17 protein-coding genes are annotated in these 14466 nt (G+C 42.8%); 3 read left to right on the plus strand and 14 right to left on the minus strand.

Annotated features, from left to right (window positions below; translation table 11 throughout):
• Positions 1–134: 134 nt before the first annotated feature.
• Positions 135–872, plus strand: coding sequence for a metallophosphoesterase family protein (locus G6554_RS24275; RefSeq protein WP_166246672.1), 738 nt, complete (start codon positions 135–137; stop codon positions 870–872).
• 115 nt (positions 873–987) lie between these two features.
• Positions 988–1503, plus strand: a complete 516-nt coding sequence (locus G6554_RS24280) for a J domain-containing protein (RefSeq protein ID WP_166246673.1) — start codon at positions 988–990, stop codon at positions 1501–1503.
• A gap of 228 nt (positions 1504–1731) precedes the next feature.
• Here the strand turns inward: G6554_RS24280 and cysI are convergent, their stop codons facing one another.
• The 10 genes from cysI to G6554_RS24330 form a co-directional block, all read right to left on the minus strand.
• Positions 1732–3447: an assimilatory sulfite reductase (NADPH) hemoprotein subunit gene (cysI, locus tag G6554_RS24285; protein WP_166246674.1), complete on the minus strand. Its 1716-nt coding sequence runs from the start codon at positions 3445–3447 to the stop codon at positions 1732–1734.
• 16 nt (positions 3448–3463) lie between these two features.
• The gene (locus G6554_RS24290; protein WP_481747938.1) at positions 3464–5278 is read right to left on the minus strand and encodes an assimilatory sulfite reductase (NADPH) flavoprotein subunit; all 1815 of its coding nucleotides are present in this window, start codon (positions 5276–5278) and stop codon (positions 3464–3466) included.
• Positions 5279–5386: 108 nt separating this feature from the next.
• Complete coding sequence (locus G6554_RS24295) at positions 5387–6124, minus strand: sirohydrochlorin chelatase (RefSeq protein ID WP_166246676.1); 738 nt, start codon at positions 6122–6124, stop codon at positions 5387–5389.
• 8 nt (positions 6125–6132) lie between these two features.
• Positions 6133–6909, minus strand: a complete 777-nt coding sequence (gene cobA, locus G6554_RS24300; protein WP_166246677.1) for a uroporphyrinogen-III C-methyltransferase — start codon at positions 6907–6909, stop codon at positions 6133–6135.
• A 21-nt stretch (positions 6910–6930) separates the two neighbouring features.
• A complete protein-coding gene (gene cysC, locus G6554_RS24305; RefSeq protein ID WP_166246678.1) occupies positions 6931–7530 on the minus strand; it encodes an adenylyl-sulfate kinase in 600 nt (199 codons plus the stop codon).
• 12 nt (positions 7531–7542) lie between these two features.
• A complete protein-coding gene (gene sat / locus G6554_RS24310; protein WP_166246679.1) occupies positions 7543–8691 on the minus strand; it encodes a sulfate adenylyltransferase in 1149 nt (382 codons plus the stop codon).
• Positions 8692–8813: 122 nt separating this feature from the next.
• Positions 8814–9863 (minus strand): inorganic phosphate transporter, encoded by a 1050-nt coding sequence (locus tag G6554_RS24315; RefSeq protein ID WP_207343027.1) that lies wholly within the window; start codon positions 9861–9863, stop codon positions 8814–8816.
• A 65-nt stretch (positions 9864–9928) separates the two neighbouring features.
• Complete coding sequence (locus G6554_RS24320) at positions 9929–10645, minus strand: phosphoadenylyl-sulfate reductase (RefSeq protein ID WP_166246687.1); 717 nt, start codon at positions 10643–10645, stop codon at positions 9929–9931.
• Positions 10646–10724: 79 nt separating this feature from the next.
• A complete protein-coding gene (locus G6554_RS24325) occupies positions 10725–10895 on the minus strand; it encodes a YezD family protein (RefSeq protein WP_166246681.1) in 171 nt (56 codons plus the stop codon).
• Between the two features lie 246 nt (positions 10896–11141).
• Positions 11142–11339, minus strand: coding sequence for a Fur-regulated basic protein FbpA (locus G6554_RS24330; protein ID WP_242637827.1), 198 nt, complete (start codon positions 11337–11339; stop codon positions 11142–11144).
• 259 nt (positions 11340–11598) lie between these two features.
• Between G6554_RS24330 and G6554_RS24335 the strand changes: the two genes are divergently transcribed.
• Positions 11599–11877, plus strand: coding sequence for a hypothetical protein (locus G6554_RS24335; RefSeq protein ID WP_166246682.1), 279 nt, complete (start codon positions 11599–11601; stop codon positions 11875–11877).
• Positions 11878–11954: 77 nt separating this feature from the next.
• On the opposite strand, the gene clpP is transcribed toward G6554_RS24335, so the two are convergent.
• From clpP to G6554_RS24355, 4 genes are all read right to left on the minus strand, one after another.
• Positions 11955–12533 (minus strand): ATP-dependent Clp endopeptidase proteolytic subunit ClpP, encoded by a 579-nt coding sequence (gene clpP / locus G6554_RS24340; RefSeq protein WP_166246683.1) that lies wholly within the window; start codon positions 12531–12533, stop codon positions 11955–11957.
• Positions 12534–12564: 31 nt separating this feature from the next.
• Positions 12565–13260 carry a sigma-70 family RNA polymerase sigma factor gene (locus tag G6554_RS24345; protein WP_166246684.1) on the minus strand — a complete coding sequence of 232 codons (696 nt, stop codon included), beginning with the start codon at positions 13258–13260 and terminating at the stop codon, positions 12565–12567.
• A gap of 101 nt (positions 13261–13361) precedes the next feature.
• Positions 13362–13502: a YrzI family small protein gene (locus G6554_RS24350; RefSeq protein ID WP_166246685.1), complete on the minus strand. Its 141-nt coding sequence runs from the start codon at positions 13500–13502 to the stop codon at positions 13362–13364.
• Positions 13503–13644: 142 nt separating this feature from the next.
• Positions 13645–14256 (minus strand): TetR/AcrR family transcriptional regulator, encoded by a 612-nt coding sequence (locus G6554_RS24355; protein ID WP_166246686.1) that lies wholly within the window; start codon positions 14254–14256, stop codon positions 13645–13647.
• Between the last annotated feature and the right edge of the window lie 210 nt (positions 14257–14466).

The following is a 14466-nucleotide window of genomic DNA, read 5'->3' on the forward strand; positions in this document are numbered from 1 at the left end:
ATAGTATTCTTCATCTTTCTATTTTACACCTTTATCATACATAATAAATAGATGATCTATCAAAAATAGATGAATATTTCTATTGAATTTATTTTTCCATAAATGGAAACCTAATGAAAAATGGAGATTATAGTATGGAGAAGAAAATCGCAATTATTTCGGATATTCACGGAAATTATTCCGCGTTGGAAGCGGTATGCAAGGAAATCGATGCCGACGGTACCATTGAGCATATCTATTGCTTAGGGGATTTAATCGGGATCGGCTATGAAACCAATAAAGTGCTGCATCTGATCCTGTCGCACGACAAAATTTCTTATGTGATGGGAAATCATGACGAAGCCATCATCGATATTTTAGCAGGAAGAGAGCCCTACAGTAGAAAAAAGGAAAGAGAGCATCATGAGTGGATTGCTGCCCATTTGGACCCTCAATATCTTCCATTTCTATTGAGTCTTCCGACGACATTTTCTGCCGAATACAATGGAAAACACCTTTTTCTTGTCCATTACCATTTAGACGAAAAAGGTACCTTCTTACCTGTCGATTATGAACCAACCGAGAAAAAATTGGACTTCCTCTATCGTGCTTCAAATGCTGATATTGTATGTTTTGGTCATCATCACGTGATCCATCATTTTAAGACGAAGAAACGTCTCTATCTGAATCCCGGATCACTTGGGTGTTTCCATAAGCCCCTGGCCTCATATGCTATTTTAACAATCGGCGAATACGGTGAAATAAATGTCGCATTTAGAGAAGTTCTCTATGATAATAAGGATTTTTTATTAGGATATCACAGGATGAACGTTCCTGATTCAGACTATTTTTTGAAAACCTTTCATGGGAATCAACATTTAAAGTATCAGTAAAAGAGGAAAAAGGGCCAGTAAAGAATTTTTAATAAAAATTAAATACTCTAGTAAAACAATCCTCGTTTTTTATATGATACAGTGGTTTTAGCCTTAAAAAGAATGAGATGATTACATGTTGAATCTTAAGGAAGTCACTGAAATACTAAAGGATGAAGGTATTACAGATAGTGAACAGGTTGTCATACGTTGGATTTTAGACGGAAAACTTAGGGCAAAACGGACGAAAAATTTGAACATTGATTATGTCATTAGCCCAGGTGAGCTAGCAGCCTTTATTTTGAAAAAGCTGATTGAGGATAAGTGCAAGCAATTTGGCGTTGATTTCCACCATTGGGAAAAGACGTTCTACGAAAATAAGCAATTAAAAGAGGAAAACGAAGAATTAAAAACCAAGGTCCGGATCGAACAAACAAAAGTCCGTGGTTTAAAAAGAATGTTACAAGCTGAATATGCTCTTGCTGATCCCCCGCCCCTTACATATTCCACCCTATTGGGGTTAGACATAGACCCTGACAAAGAAATAATAAAGAAAGAGTTTAAAAAGTTACTCAAAGCACTCCATCCGGATCGCGGGGGTGATGAAAGACTTTTCAGAGTGTTCTATGAACATTACACCAAAGCAAAGTAGAAAAGCGCAAGCGCCCTGGTCAGCGGCGTATGGCCTGGAGCGCTCCAACTGAGATAAAGGAAACACGATGAGCCGGAGGCGAATCGATGTTGACTTATCGTAGGGCGGAGAGCGAAGGACACTAGCCGCTAGGGAGCTGGAGCTGGACAATTCTCAAAGTCAAAAATTTTTTACTTTCTTATCTTTAAACAAAAGAGACAGGCTTTCTGTCTCTTTGGCTTGTTGAATTCAGTCATGAAAATTTGTTCCGTCCGTGGTTGCTTCAATAATCTCGGCACGGATGACAAAGTCCCCGAAGTGTTCGCCTTCGTACCGTTCTTTTGCGTAGCGTGATAGCAGGTTTCGCATCTCATTCAAAATTTCTTCTTCCCCGATATTTTCCCGGTACATTTTGTTTAAACGGCTGCCATCGTGGGCTGCGCCTACATACATATTATATTTGCCGACTGCTTTTCCAATTAAGGCAATCTCGGCGAGCGCTGGTCGGGCACAGCCGTTTGGACAACCGGTCATTCGAATGGTTATTTCTTTGTCGCGGAGGCCATTTTCATCCACTATTTCTTCGATCTTTCCCATTAAGACTGGTAAGTACCGTTCAGATTCGGCCATCGCCAAGCCACACGTTGGCAGTGCCACACATGCCATCGAGCTGCGTCTTATGGCTGAATGATGCTTACCATCAGACAATCCGTATTTTTCCATCAATTCAGTGATTTCTTTCTTTTTCTGACTTGATACATTAGCGATCACTAAATTTTGATTGGCTGTTAAACGAAAATCGCCTGTATGGATTTTCGCAATTTCCTGCAAACCTGATTTTAGCTTGTAATCGGCAAAATCCGCCACGCGCCCATTTTGGATAAACAATGTATAATGCCACTTTCCTTGCACGCCTTGCGTCCATCCATACCGGTCGCCGTTGTGGTCGAAATGATATGGCTTTGCCTCCTCAAGTCTCCAACCGAGGCGGTTTTCTAATTCTTCCTTAACCGTTTCAAGACCTAAACGGTCCACTGTGTACTTGAAGCGGGCATTTTTCCTAACAGAACGATTGCCGTAATCACGTTGGATCGTAATCGTTTTTTCTGCCACCTCTACCACTTGTTCAGGCGTACAGAAGCCGATGACTTTTGCTACCTGTGGATAGGTTGCTTTATCGCCATGCGACATCCCCATCCCACCGCCGATTGCCAGGTTAAACCCTATAAATTTACCATTTTCAACAATGGCAATGAGGCCTAAATCCTGTGAAAAAACATCAATATCATTTGATGGCGGCACGGCAATCCCGATTTTAAACTTCCGTGGTAAATAAAGGGCTCCATACATGGGTTCTTCTTCGATATCCGGTGTGGCTGCTACCTTTTCCTCATCGAGCCAAATTTCATGATAGGCTCTTGTACGTGGCAATAGGTATTCACTTAAATATTTCGCCCATTCATACACCTCTGCATGAATCTCCGATTGATCGGGATTTGGGTTACACATCACGTTCCGGTTAACATCACCGCACGCCGCCAGTGTAGTTAATAAGGATTGATGGATTTCCTGAATCGTATTTTTCATATTCCATTTTAATATCCCATGAAATTGAAACGATTGCCGGGTAGTCAATTTTATCGTGCCATTTGCGTTTTTGTCCGCGAGCCCATCCAAAACCAGCCATTGATCTGGTGTTACCACACCACCTGGGGCACGAACACGCAGCATAAACTGATAGGCAGGTTCTAATTTTTGTTTTTGTCGTTCGTTGCGGAGGTCGCGGTCATCCTGCAAATAGCTGCCATGATGTTTCATTAAGCGGTTATCATCATCAGGAATGCCGGCGCTGACCCGGTCTTGCATAACTTCTTTTAAGGTGCCTCGTAAAAAGTCGCTCTCCTCTTTTATTCGTTCGACATCGCTCGGGGCTCCCTCCGGTGCTGTTAAAATTTGTTTCAGCATGTAAAAAAAACTCCTCTCAATAGACATCCCTTTGGTAACGTTTTTGCTGCTGCAAGTCTGTAAGATATGCTACTGCTTGTTCACGGCTCATGGCGCCTTCTTTTTCAATAATATCGAGTAACATGTTGTGAACGTCGTGGGCCATATGTTTTTCATCGCCACAAATGTATAGGGCTGCTCCTTGTTGCAGCCACTCGAATAATTCTTTGCTATGTTCGAGCATACGGTGCTGAACGTATACTTTTTGATTGCTGTCACGGGAAAAAGCAACATCCAATTTCGTCAGCGTGCCATTTTTCAGCCACTTTTGCCACTCGATTTGATAAAGGAAATCAGTCACAAAATGTTGATCACCGAAGAACAGCCAAGATTTTGCAGTGGATTCGATTTCTTCAAGCTCCTGCATAAAGGAGCGAAACGGTGCCACTCCTGTTCCCGGCCCAATCATGATGATGGGTGTCTCCGGATTTTGCGGCAGTTTAAAATTTTCGTTCTGTTGAACATAGACCTTCACCGTGTCACCTGCGTTGAGCCTTTCTGCGGTTTGTATCGAGCAAACCCCATTACGGCCGCGGCCATGGGCATCATAGCGAACCGCCCCAATGGTTACATGGACTTCATCAGGATTCGCTGATAAGCTGCTAGCTATTGAATAAAGCCGTGCAGGTATTTTTCGCAAAATAGCGACAAACTCCTGAGCAGAACCGATCCATGGGGTAAAATCACGAATTAAATCCAGTAAATCACGTCCAGCTAGGTAGGCTTTTACTTTTTCCTCGTTGCCTTCCGCGGTTAAATCCTGTAACTCGTTGCTTGCTGAAAGTGATGCCGCTTTTTGCAGCAGCGGTTTTGTTAGTACTGTAATTTCATAATAGGAGAGAAGTGCTTCCCTTAACGGACGAACATCCCCTTGTTTAACTGTTATTCGTTCTTCAGGGTTCCATTTTGTTTCCTCAAGGATAAGGTCGACAAGAGCCGGATCGTTTTCCGGGTATATACCTAGGCTGTCCCCAGGCTCAAATGTGAGTCCTGATCCTTCCAGTGAAATTTCCAGGTGTCGCGTTTCCTTATTCGAGCCTCGTCCATTCAAATTGATATTTTCAAGCACTTCGGCATGGAATGGATTTGTTCTCGAATACTGCGATTCTACTGAATTGGGTTCTAGTTCAAGGTTTTGGGTGGCACTTTCAGTTTGAGAATCATCTAGACTTCCAAGAATACCTTGGAGCCATTCTACCGCTGGCTCATCAAAGTCCACATCACAATCAAATCGCGGATAAAGCCTTGTGCCGCCAAGTTCTTCCAACCGTTTGTCAAAATCTTTTCCCGTCTGGCAGAAGAACTCATACGAGCTGTCCCCCAGTGCTAAAACGGAAAATTGGAGCCCCTCCAGCTTTGGCGCTCGTTTACTATGAAGAAATTCATAGAATGTCAGTGCATTATCGGGCGGGTCACCTTCACCATGTGTACTTGCAATAATGAGCAGATTTTGAACCTTTTTTAGATTATTTGGTTTAAAATCATTCATGGAAGTAATGTGTACTTGAATGTCTTTGCTTTCCAGGGACTTGGCAGCCTTCTTTGCCAAGCCTCGAGAATTGCCAGTTTGTGACCCATATAAAATGGTCACTTCTTTTGTTTTGGCCGGCACCTTGTTTGGCTGAAGTTGTGCGACTGGCGTTCCCAGCGCTGCAGTACCTTGTGACGCGGCAAGAAAGCCGCTCAGCCAGAATTTCTGTGGTTCGGTTAAAGTCGGCAGAATGCGATTAAGGAGCTCTGCCTGCTCCTGATTAAACGGACTATTCAATACTTGAAGTTGCAACAATACCACCTCACAATGGAATATATGAAAAATTCATTTTTATGACTGTTCACCCGATTTTTTCAGCCTCACGGGCACAATGATTACCATTCACTTTATTTTCCCGCTCCACGGTCACTATGAAACGATAACTTCCTCACACGCCTTCTCAATGACAATATTTTCAATTGCCCGATGGCTGCTTAATGCACCTGTAAGAAGAATCTCCAGTCCTTGCTTTTGCCGCCTTCGCGCCTCAAGATTCACCTCGGCAAGAAGGAGACCTGAAAATAACAAATATGGCACGACGATGACCCTGCCCTCCGCATCAGCCGTAATAGCCTCTAAGCCATCCAAAAGCCTTGGCTCAGCTGCAGCCAAGTAACAAACGGATACCATTTTTATTCCCAGACGATTCCTAATGCCCTCCGCAATTTTTGAAAAATCAGTAAGGATTCCCGGGTCGCTGCTCCCTCTTCCAACTAGTAAAACTCGATCCTCCGGTGCCACCGCTCCTGCAGTATCCCTAATCAAGTCGACAACCGCATCAAGAATTCTTCCCTGGACACCAAATGGGTCCTTTACTGTTACCTGAATTTCCGGGAACTTCGTCTGCAATCCTGCTAAGGCCAATGGGATATCCTGTTTAATATGACCTGCCGCAAGGAGAAACAGCGGAACAACCGTTATTTCAGAAGCGCCCATTAAAACACACCGCTCGAAACCTTCCTCCATCGACGGCTCCGTCAATTCTAGAAAACTGATTTCCTGTATGGGTACATCTATTCTCTCTATTATTCTTTTAATAAAGGCTTTAGCTTCCACAGATCCTTTTTTCAATCGGGTTCCGTGACCAATATATAAAATAGCTTTCATTTTTCACCTCATCCATGGACAACTGGTAAATTGGGGGCAATTTCCTTTTCGAACCAGTTCAATTTGTTATGAAGGTGGACGACCTCTCCAATGATGATCATGCTCGGATTGGAAATCGCAGCTTCCTTCACGCGTGCTTCTATCGTCTCAAGCGTCCCAATTACCGTTCTCTGGTCACGTAATGTCCCCCAGTGAACAAGAGCAATCGGTGTTTGCGCTGATTTTCCGTTCTGAATTAAATGTTTTGTTATCGTTGAAAGGTGGGAAACCCCCATATAAACACAAATCGTATCCACAGCATTTGCCAAATGGTACCACTGGTGCTCTGCTGCTTCGTCACCGACTTGATGACCCGTTATAAAAGCAAAGCTTTTACTCAAGCCCCGATGGGTTACAGGAATCCCGGCATACGCAGAAGCAGCAATCCCTGCCGTGATACCGGGAACAATTTCAAATGGTACATCGTAGCGGGCACATTCCTCCGCTTCTTCCCCACCGCGACCGAATACAAAGGGATCTCCTCCCTTTAAGCGGACAACCTGAAGACCCTTTTTAGCATATTTCACTAAAAAATGGTTAATTGTTTCCTGCTTCATTGTATGATAATTTGGGAGCTTGCCGCAATAAACCAGCTGTGCCCCCTCCTTTGCAAAATCCAGCAGTTCAGGATTGACCAGCCGATCATACAGGATGACATCGGCTTGCTGCAGGCAGCGCATCCCTTTTACCGTCATTAATTCAGGATCACCGGGACCCGCACCTACTAAAAAAACCTTGCCACCCATGGGCTCATCATCCTTTCACAGCTAAATAATCTCCTTTTTTTGCAGGTATTGAAAAATTTGCCCCACGGCCTCTTCTACATGTAATAAGTCAGAACGGATTGTAATTTCCGGGCGTTCAGGTGCCTCATACGGGGAATCAATCCCGGTAAAATCCTTTATTTCACCACGACGTGCTTTTTGATAAAGCTGCTTAGGGTCACGACGCTCACATTCTTCAATAGGGCAATCGACGAAAACCTCAATGAATTCTTCCTTTTCAAAAAGGGCTCGCACTTGATCCCTGTCTGAACGGAATGGCGAAATAAATGCAGTGGTTACCACCGCGCCGCTATCGACAAACAGCTTCGCCACCTCGCCAATTCGGCGAATATTTTCTGTACGGTCATAATCGGAAAAACCAAGGTCGCGGTTCAAGCCGTGGCGGATATTATCGCCGTCGAGAACATATTCATTGATGCCTTGGCGATATAATTCGCTGGAAACAGCGTTGGCTATCGTCGATTTCCCTGAACCAGACAAGCCGGTAAACCATAATACACAGCTGCCATGACCATTTTGAACACGCCGGTCAGACTTCGTTACGGTGGCAGCGTGCCAAGTGATATTCGTTGCTTTTGACATGTTCGATCCCCCCTATACCGTTGCGCTTTCTTTTAATCCTTCAATCAACACTTCCACAACCTCTTTTCGACTGAAGGTTGAAGGTGGAAGGGTGCCGGAGCGCAGTAATTCCCGTACCTTTGTACCCGAGAGGATTACTCTGTCTTCCTTGCTGTGCGGGCATGTTTTATCAGAAGCCATTCCTTCACATTTCGTGCAATAAAAACTATGTTCAAAGAACAGTGGTTTAATGCCGAGTTCCCCTTCTGGAAAATTACTGAAAATGCGTTGTGCATCATAGGTTCCGTAATAATTGCCAACCCCGGCGTGGTCGCGGCCGACTATGAAATGGGTGCAGCCAAAGTTTTTCCGGGCGATTGCATGAAAAACGGCTTCCCTTGGACCGGCATAGCGCATCGCCGCAGGATAGACCCCGAGTTGTACACGATTGCTAGGATAGTAGTTTTCTAGTAAAACTCGATAGCTTTTCAAACGAACGTCAGCTGGGATGTCATCAGACTTTGTTTCACCAACTAATGGGTTGACGAAAAGTCCATCGACTGTTTCCAGAGCAGCTTTTTGAATATATTCATGGGCCCGGTGAATTGGATTCCTTGTTTGGAAACCAACGACTGTTTTCCACCCTTTTTCTTCAAATAACGCCCTTGTTTCCTTCGGTTCAAGCCATACATCGGAAAATACGCCTTTTTCCGGTTTTTTCACTAGTGTCACTTCACCCGCAACATAGACTGGGCCTCTTTCATATAGCCGCTTGACTCCTGGATGGGCAAGCTCAGGGGTCCTATACACCTCAATGGCTTCCTTGTCTAAATCAGGTTCATACCATTCAGATACTTTAATAACCCCATATACCTCTTTTCGAAAAACTAATTTACGTACTTCGCCTTCTGTAAGGGTGGCGGCAGTTTGATAGGTTACAGGAAGGGTCACGGGAATCGACCAAATGGTGTTGTCCGCTAAACGCATGTTCGCGACGACAGATTCGTAATCAGCTTTTCCAAGGAACCCTGTCAGCGGACTAAACAGCCCAACACCAATGAGTTCAAGATCACTCAATGCGATCGCGTCAATTTCAATTTCTCCTTCGATTTCGGCTAGATTATAGTTTGGATTATAGGCTTGAATTAATTTTCCTCCATGAGGTTTGGGCAAAAATGACATTTTTCTCAAATCCCTTCATTGTTTTAGTTAATTTCATTAGTCTTTCTGGCGGATGGGGCGCGTTTACTGTCGCTTAATCATTTACCTGAAGGATCGGCCACATTTACTCGCTCCTCCGCTCGTTAATCCTTCGCAACCTCCTGCGTAACCGTTATCGTATGCTTCTGCCGTTTCATCAAGGACAACACGCCAAAAACAGAGATCAGCACACCGACCATGGCGATGATTGGGTAAAAATTATGTTCGATAACCAGTTGGATGAGGGTGTAAGACAATACCATCGAGAGAACGGGTGAAACCATCCACACGGTCAGCAATTGAACCACAATATCCTTTTTCAATACAGACCGGCCGTGCTTGGCGAATCCCATCCCGATAATGGAAGAGGTCGTGATTTGCGTCAGCGGGACAGGAATCCCGAACACCGACGCCACCGTTACAATCGTTGCACCCGTACCTGAAATGACGCAGCCCTCTTCCAAGCGGAGCGTAGTTATCTTTTTTCCATTTGTCTCAAGGACCCGCTGTCCCAGCAGCAAGGCACCACCTGCCACGAATATCCCTCCCCAGAAAATTCCATTTCCAGTAGAGAGGATCTTGGCACCAACAAGTGGACCGACCGCATTGGCCACGTTATTCATCCCTGCCGAAAACGCCTCAAACAGCCCCATCATAACGACTAACAAAGATAAAAACGGAGCAGCTTTCGTTGTCGTCATCCACTTTATCTTTTTTAACAAATAGGAGCCTGCGACAGCGATAACAAAGGCAGCAACCGGTGTGAGCAGCCAAAATAACATAATCCAGACTAGCTTGCTGACGAATACTGATTGGTAGACAACCCCAGCACCGACGACGGATCCAACTGCTACTTCACTTGTGGATAATGGGATGCCAAAGATATTAGCCAAAAAAAGGGATAATGCGGCTGATGCCAAAACGATAAGGGCAATTGGCACGGTAAAGGTATGGTTCGGGACAATTCCGCTGCCAATGGTTTTAACTACTTCACCGCCGCCTAGCCAGGCACCAAGAAATACTGCGATACCGCAAAGCAGCAGGGCCATTCGTTTTTTTACAACGCCGGATCCGTAAGCGATTCCCATCGAGGCCGCCGCACCGCTGGCACCAATATTTATCGCAAAAAATAATCCGATGGTCATCGCTATCATTATGAGCAAGTGAAATGCCTCCTTAATCCCTCAAAAATGGGGATTTACACGTTTCAATTTTTTCTTTAGCGAGTGTGTAAACCACACTCTGTCTTACCACTTCCCGTCCAACGGCCTGCACGGGAATCGCCATCATCTCCAACAGGTTGTGTACAGGGAAAGCAGCCGATGCTTGGGTAGTGGTGGTCGTGCAGCGTGTTGTAAGGAAGATCATGCTCCTTGATGTAGCTCCAAACCTCATCCCAAGTCCAGTGTATCAATGGGCAGATTTTGATGTTTTCAAATTTTTCATCCTTATTAAGGAATTCGGTATGGACCCTTGTCGGAGATTGTTCGCGGCGCAGTCCCGAGATCCACGCTTGTTTGGCTGTCAACGTCTCCTTCAAAGGAATAACCTTTCGGATATTGCAGCATTGATTAGGATCTCTTTTCCATAACGCCGACCCATATTCGGCCGCTTGCTCATCCAAACTTACTTTCGGTTGTTTTCTTTCAATCCGTAATGTCGGAAAACGGGCTTCAATCTTATCAATGACCTCATATGTTTCCGGAAAATGTAAGCCTGTATCTAAAAAAACAATATGGGCATCTGGTTGAACCTGTTGAATGAAATCTATTAATACAATCGCCTCCGCTCCAAAACTAGACGCATAGACAATCTGTTCATCTGTGTAGGCACGATAAGCCCACTCTACTACCGAACGCGCCCCCTTTGTTTCATCCTCAATGGGGAATGTTCCTGATATTTGTTTCCAATTTTGAAACGTTACTGCTGCTGTCACCACTATTGACCCCCCTTTTTTTCAATAAAAAAGGCGGTCTTCCACTTCATAAAGTGAAGACCGCCTCTAGTTTGTCTAGTCAGCGATTTTTATTTGGTTGAAGACGAACCTTTTCGTTTTTCTCAAGTTGCACAATCTTGCCGTCCTGGACCACTAGCGTGATGGAACCAAACTTTAACGTTTCCAGCATCTTTTCTAGATGTGCGATAAGCTCTTCCTTTTCATCTGCTTGCAGCTGATTCGCCCCCATTCAATAAAACATCAATCCAAGTTCTTTAATGAAATTAATCCTACCATACCAATAGGTTTTATGTAAATAAGAAAATAAACAATTTTAAAAATTTTTATTTGCACCCTTTTCGACTAGGCCTTTTTATTTAGCCAGATGGAAAAACGACGGATTATCTAGGGTAAAATGGCATAGAAAAAAAGCAGTCACCAGACTGCTTTACAGTTCCTTGCATCCATCTTTACCTAAGTATCTTCCTTTCTTTCTCTAAGTATTTATGGAGACCGGAGTAGTTTCCTCGCCATCCATCTGCTTTTCAAGGTCGTTAAATTCATCTTCTAAATCATTTATAGTCCATTCATAAAGGTGCTTGTTATTAATTTTATAAATGCCAGATTTAATGAGTTCATCAATTAGATGATGCCGTTTTTGCTGAACTTCATTCTGTGGTGATTGATCCATCATGTAAACCCCTCCACTCGTAAGACTTACAGGCATTATAAAATAGGATATCCCCCCATTTTGTCGAAATATCAGTTCTTTACATGCATTTAATGGAAATGTTACCGGTCTTTAATGAACGTAATAAACCAGATGGGAAAGCTTGTATTATTTCATCATAAAAGATTCCGAGAAATTGCCCCCTATATGAGAAAAAATTAATTAAAAAATAGACGCTTTTTTGCCTTTTTTGCATTTACTGTAATTGAAGGAGATGATGATCATGACAGAATTAACGTTTCATCAAATTGCCCATGAGTTGTTAAAAAAAGAAGTTGAAATTGTTACGCTTCAAGGAACATTTACCGGGAGGCTTCTCGAAGTGGGCAAGGACGTTCTTGTAATTGAAAGCAGGGGCAGAATGAGGCAAAGGCTTTTGGCTATTAGAATTGATGTAATAGTGGCGATCTTTCGCGTAGAGCAAATGCCTAGAGGGCCATTTGGCTTTATCCCGGAGGAAATTGAACAAGAACATGAGCAGCATGAAAGCAGCGACAATTAGTCATCACGAACAGTTGAAATGGGAACCATCATTCAAAAAGAGCAGGCATTGCGCCCTGCTCTTTTGATTTCATTTCATTATGGATGCAGAATCTCATCAATAATTCCGTATTTCTTCGCTTCCTCGGCACTCATGAAGTAATCCCGCTCCGTATCATTTGCAACTTTTTCGACCGGCTGTCCCGTTCGCTCGGAAATAATCTGATTGATGTGGTCCTTTAACTTTAAGATCCGTCTTGCCGATATTTCAATTTCGGTTGCCTGCCCTCTTGCGCCACCCAATGGCTGATGAATCATGATTTCGCTATTTGGCAAGGCATACCGTTTTCCCTTTGTGCCCGCGAGAAGTAACAACGCCCCAAAGGATGCCGCCATGCCTGTGCAAATGGTGCGAATATCAGGCTTAATATATTGCATCGTATCGAAAATGGCAAACCCAGCTGAAGTAGAACCGCCTGGACAATTAATATAAAGGGATATTTCTTTATCAGGAGCGTCAGCCGCTAAAAATAATAATTGGGCCACCACACTATTGGCAGTTTGGTCATTGATTTCCTCACCAATGATGATAATTCTGTCCTTTAGCAATCGGGAATAAATATCATAGGAACGTTCACCGCGGTTTGATTGTTCGATTACATATGGTATCGTACTCATTTTTAACTCCTCCTTAAAGCGTTATGAATGGCTATGCTGCCATACGGAGAGTGCTTGAAGGAGAGTGAGTTTGAATCGCTTTCCATTGCCTTGTTTGAACCCTCGGAACTTCATTCATGTTGGTTATCGTTGGAATGGATTCAATCAGAATGGCCGGGTCTTGATTTTTCAATGCTTCATAAAAAATGTCCGAAAGCCGTTCCCTTTCTTCCTCTTCCCAAAATGCTTCAAGTGAAAATAATTGTTCTTCTTTTTCAAGACGTTTTTTCACTCGATGAAGACTGGCTTTAATCGCCATTTCGGTCGTATGCATGAGCTCGGCAATTTCTTTTAACTGATATTGAAACGCTTCTTTTAACATAAAAATGACGGCTTGTTTTGGGGTAAAATGATTCAGCAGCAGGTCAACTGCATGGGTCATATTGTCCAGTTGATTGGTTGAGTCTGGGATTGAGTGGACAAGATCCGTTTCCGTCGTCTCATTTTTTCTTTTCCGCAGCAGATCGATCCAATGATGATAGGCAATTTTGGTTAACAAGGCCGAACTCATCTGTTGCTTGTGATATTTTAATGCCTTAAGATAGGTCTCTTGTGCAATATCATCTCCATCCCATGTGTTTTGGGCGAGAAATTGACAATAGCGCTGCAGCTTTGGAAAATATTCACTCCAGAGCCGATCATCTTGATGTCCAGAATCTACGTTGTCGGGACTTAGCTTGTGTGTCATGGTTTTCACTCCTTTTTGCACTCTCTACCTTAAGAACGTTTTCAAGGGGTTAAAAAGATACGGGGTCACCATTATTTTTATGGTATTATATGCAGATTTTTTTACATGAATCGATGAATTGACATTTGCTTTTCTTTATTTTGATCATAAAGCATTTCAACCATCTCCTCCTGCACAGCCTCCTCAAGACTTATCTTCCGTTTTTTAATTGAAATTGTAAAGAATATGAGATTAAGGGTCATTTCCTTTCCCTCCTTCCACATTTTATTTAAAACGACTAGTCAGTTTATTTTATTATATTTTCCTGCTTTAAAAAATGTCAAATAATTTTATCTTTTTTCCACAAATAAAAAAAGGCCAGCATCTCTGCCGGCTATTAACCTTCTACGCCTTCACTTTTTCTAAAAATAACCGCTTCATCTCCGTTAATACTTGGTTGTAAGGGTAATCTTTGTAAATGGATTGGACCGTGACGCCATCGATCATTGACCAGAAAAGATTGGCTGTTAATTCCGGGTTAAGCTCTTGCTTAAACTCCCCTGACCCTTGTCCTTCCCGGATGATCTGTGCGAACAGATGGATCAGATACTGTTGTCTTCGTGTTGTTAATTTCTCTAGTAAATCTGCATGCCGTGCTGCATGGAGTTTAAATTCATTGTGAACGATAATTTTGCTATGGGTTTCATCCTCTATTACGTCTAGAGTGAGGTAGACATCGAATAAATAATTTATTTTTTCCATCGCATGGTGGTACGCGTCAAGATCTTTCGTTAATAGCTCATTTGTTTCCTCTGTTTCTGTTGTCATTAATGCCAAATAGATTTCATCTTTACTTTTAAAATAATTATAAATAGACCCCTTGCTAATTCCTGAATGCTCAACAATGTCATCAATGGTCGCTACTTGAAACCCCTTTTTGGCGAAACATACCAATGCGCTTGAGAGGATCTCTTTTTTTTTCTTTTCTTTATATGAATCTGAAACAATTGGCGGCATTTTATATCTCCGATCATTTAAATAATTTCCATAGATTCATTAAAACATATTTCTTCCGTTTTAAACAAAAAAATCATTGATGCTCTTGTTATTCAGTGTATAAGTTTACATAATATTATTATAGTCTCTCTTGCTGATATTTTAATGGAAGTGTTTTCAAAGAAAAATGGATGATTTTGATGAAAAATAATGATGGACTATTTTTATAAG

This window comes from Bacillus sp. MM2020_4, assembly GCF_011250555.1.
Lineage (GTDB): Bacteria > Bacillota > Bacilli > Bacillales > Cytobacillaceae > Neobacillus.

Coding starts and splice junctions, on each gene's coding strand:
- G6554_RS24330 (WP_242637827.1), bottom strand. CDS start 11,339: ATGATGGATCAATCACCACAGAATGAAGTTCAGCAAAAACGGCATCAT.
- G6554_RS24350 (WP_166246685.1), bottom strand. CDS start 13,502: ATGACCCTTAATCTCATATTCTTTACAATTTCAATTAAAAAACGGAAG.
- sat (WP_166246679.1), bottom strand. CDS start 8,691: ATGTCATTTTTGCCCAAACCTCATGGAGGAAAATTAATTCAAGCCTAT.
- G6554_RS24345 (WP_166246684.1), bottom strand. CDS start 13,260: ATGACACACAAGCTAAGTCCCGACAACGTAGATTCTGGACATCAAGAT.
- G6554_RS24335 (WP_166246682.1), top strand. CDS start 11,599: ATGACAGAATTAACGTTTCATCAAATTGCCCATGAGTTGTTAAAAAAA.
- G6554_RS24280 (WP_166246673.1), top strand. CDS start 988: ATGTTGAATCTTAAGGAAGTCACTGAAATACTAAAGGATGAAGGTATT.
- G6554_RS24315 (WP_207343027.1), bottom strand. CDS start 9,863: ATGATAGCGATGACCATCGGATTATTTTTTGCGATAAATATTGGTGCC.
- G6554_RS24355 (WP_166246686.1), bottom strand. CDS start 14,256: ATGCCGCCAATTGTTTCAGATTCATATAAAGAAAAGAAAAAAAAAGAG.
- clpP (WP_166246683.1), bottom strand. CDS start 12,533: ATGAGTACGATACCATATGTAATCGAACAATCAAACCGCGGTGAACGT.
- G6554_RS24275 (WP_166246672.1), top strand. CDS start 135: ATGGAGAAGAAAATCGCAATTATTTCGGATATTCACGGAAATTATTCC.
- cysC (WP_166246678.1), bottom strand. CDS start 7,530: ATGTCAAAAGCAACGAATATCACTTGGCACGCTGCCACCGTAACGAAG.
- G6554_RS24295 (WP_166246676.1), bottom strand. CDS start 6,124: ATGAAAGCTATTTTATATATTGGTCACGGAACCCGATTGAAAAAAGGA.
- G6554_RS24325 (WP_166246681.1), bottom strand. CDS start 10,895: ATGGGGGCGAATCAGCTGCAAGCAGATGAAAAGGAAGAGCTTATCGCA.
- cysI (WP_166246674.1), bottom strand. CDS start 3,447: ATGCTGAAACAAATTTTAACAGCACCGGAGGGAGCCCCGAGCGATGTC.
- cobA (WP_166246677.1), bottom strand. CDS start 6,909: ATGGGTGGCAAGGTTTTTTTAGTAGGTGCGGGTCCCGGTGATCCTGAA.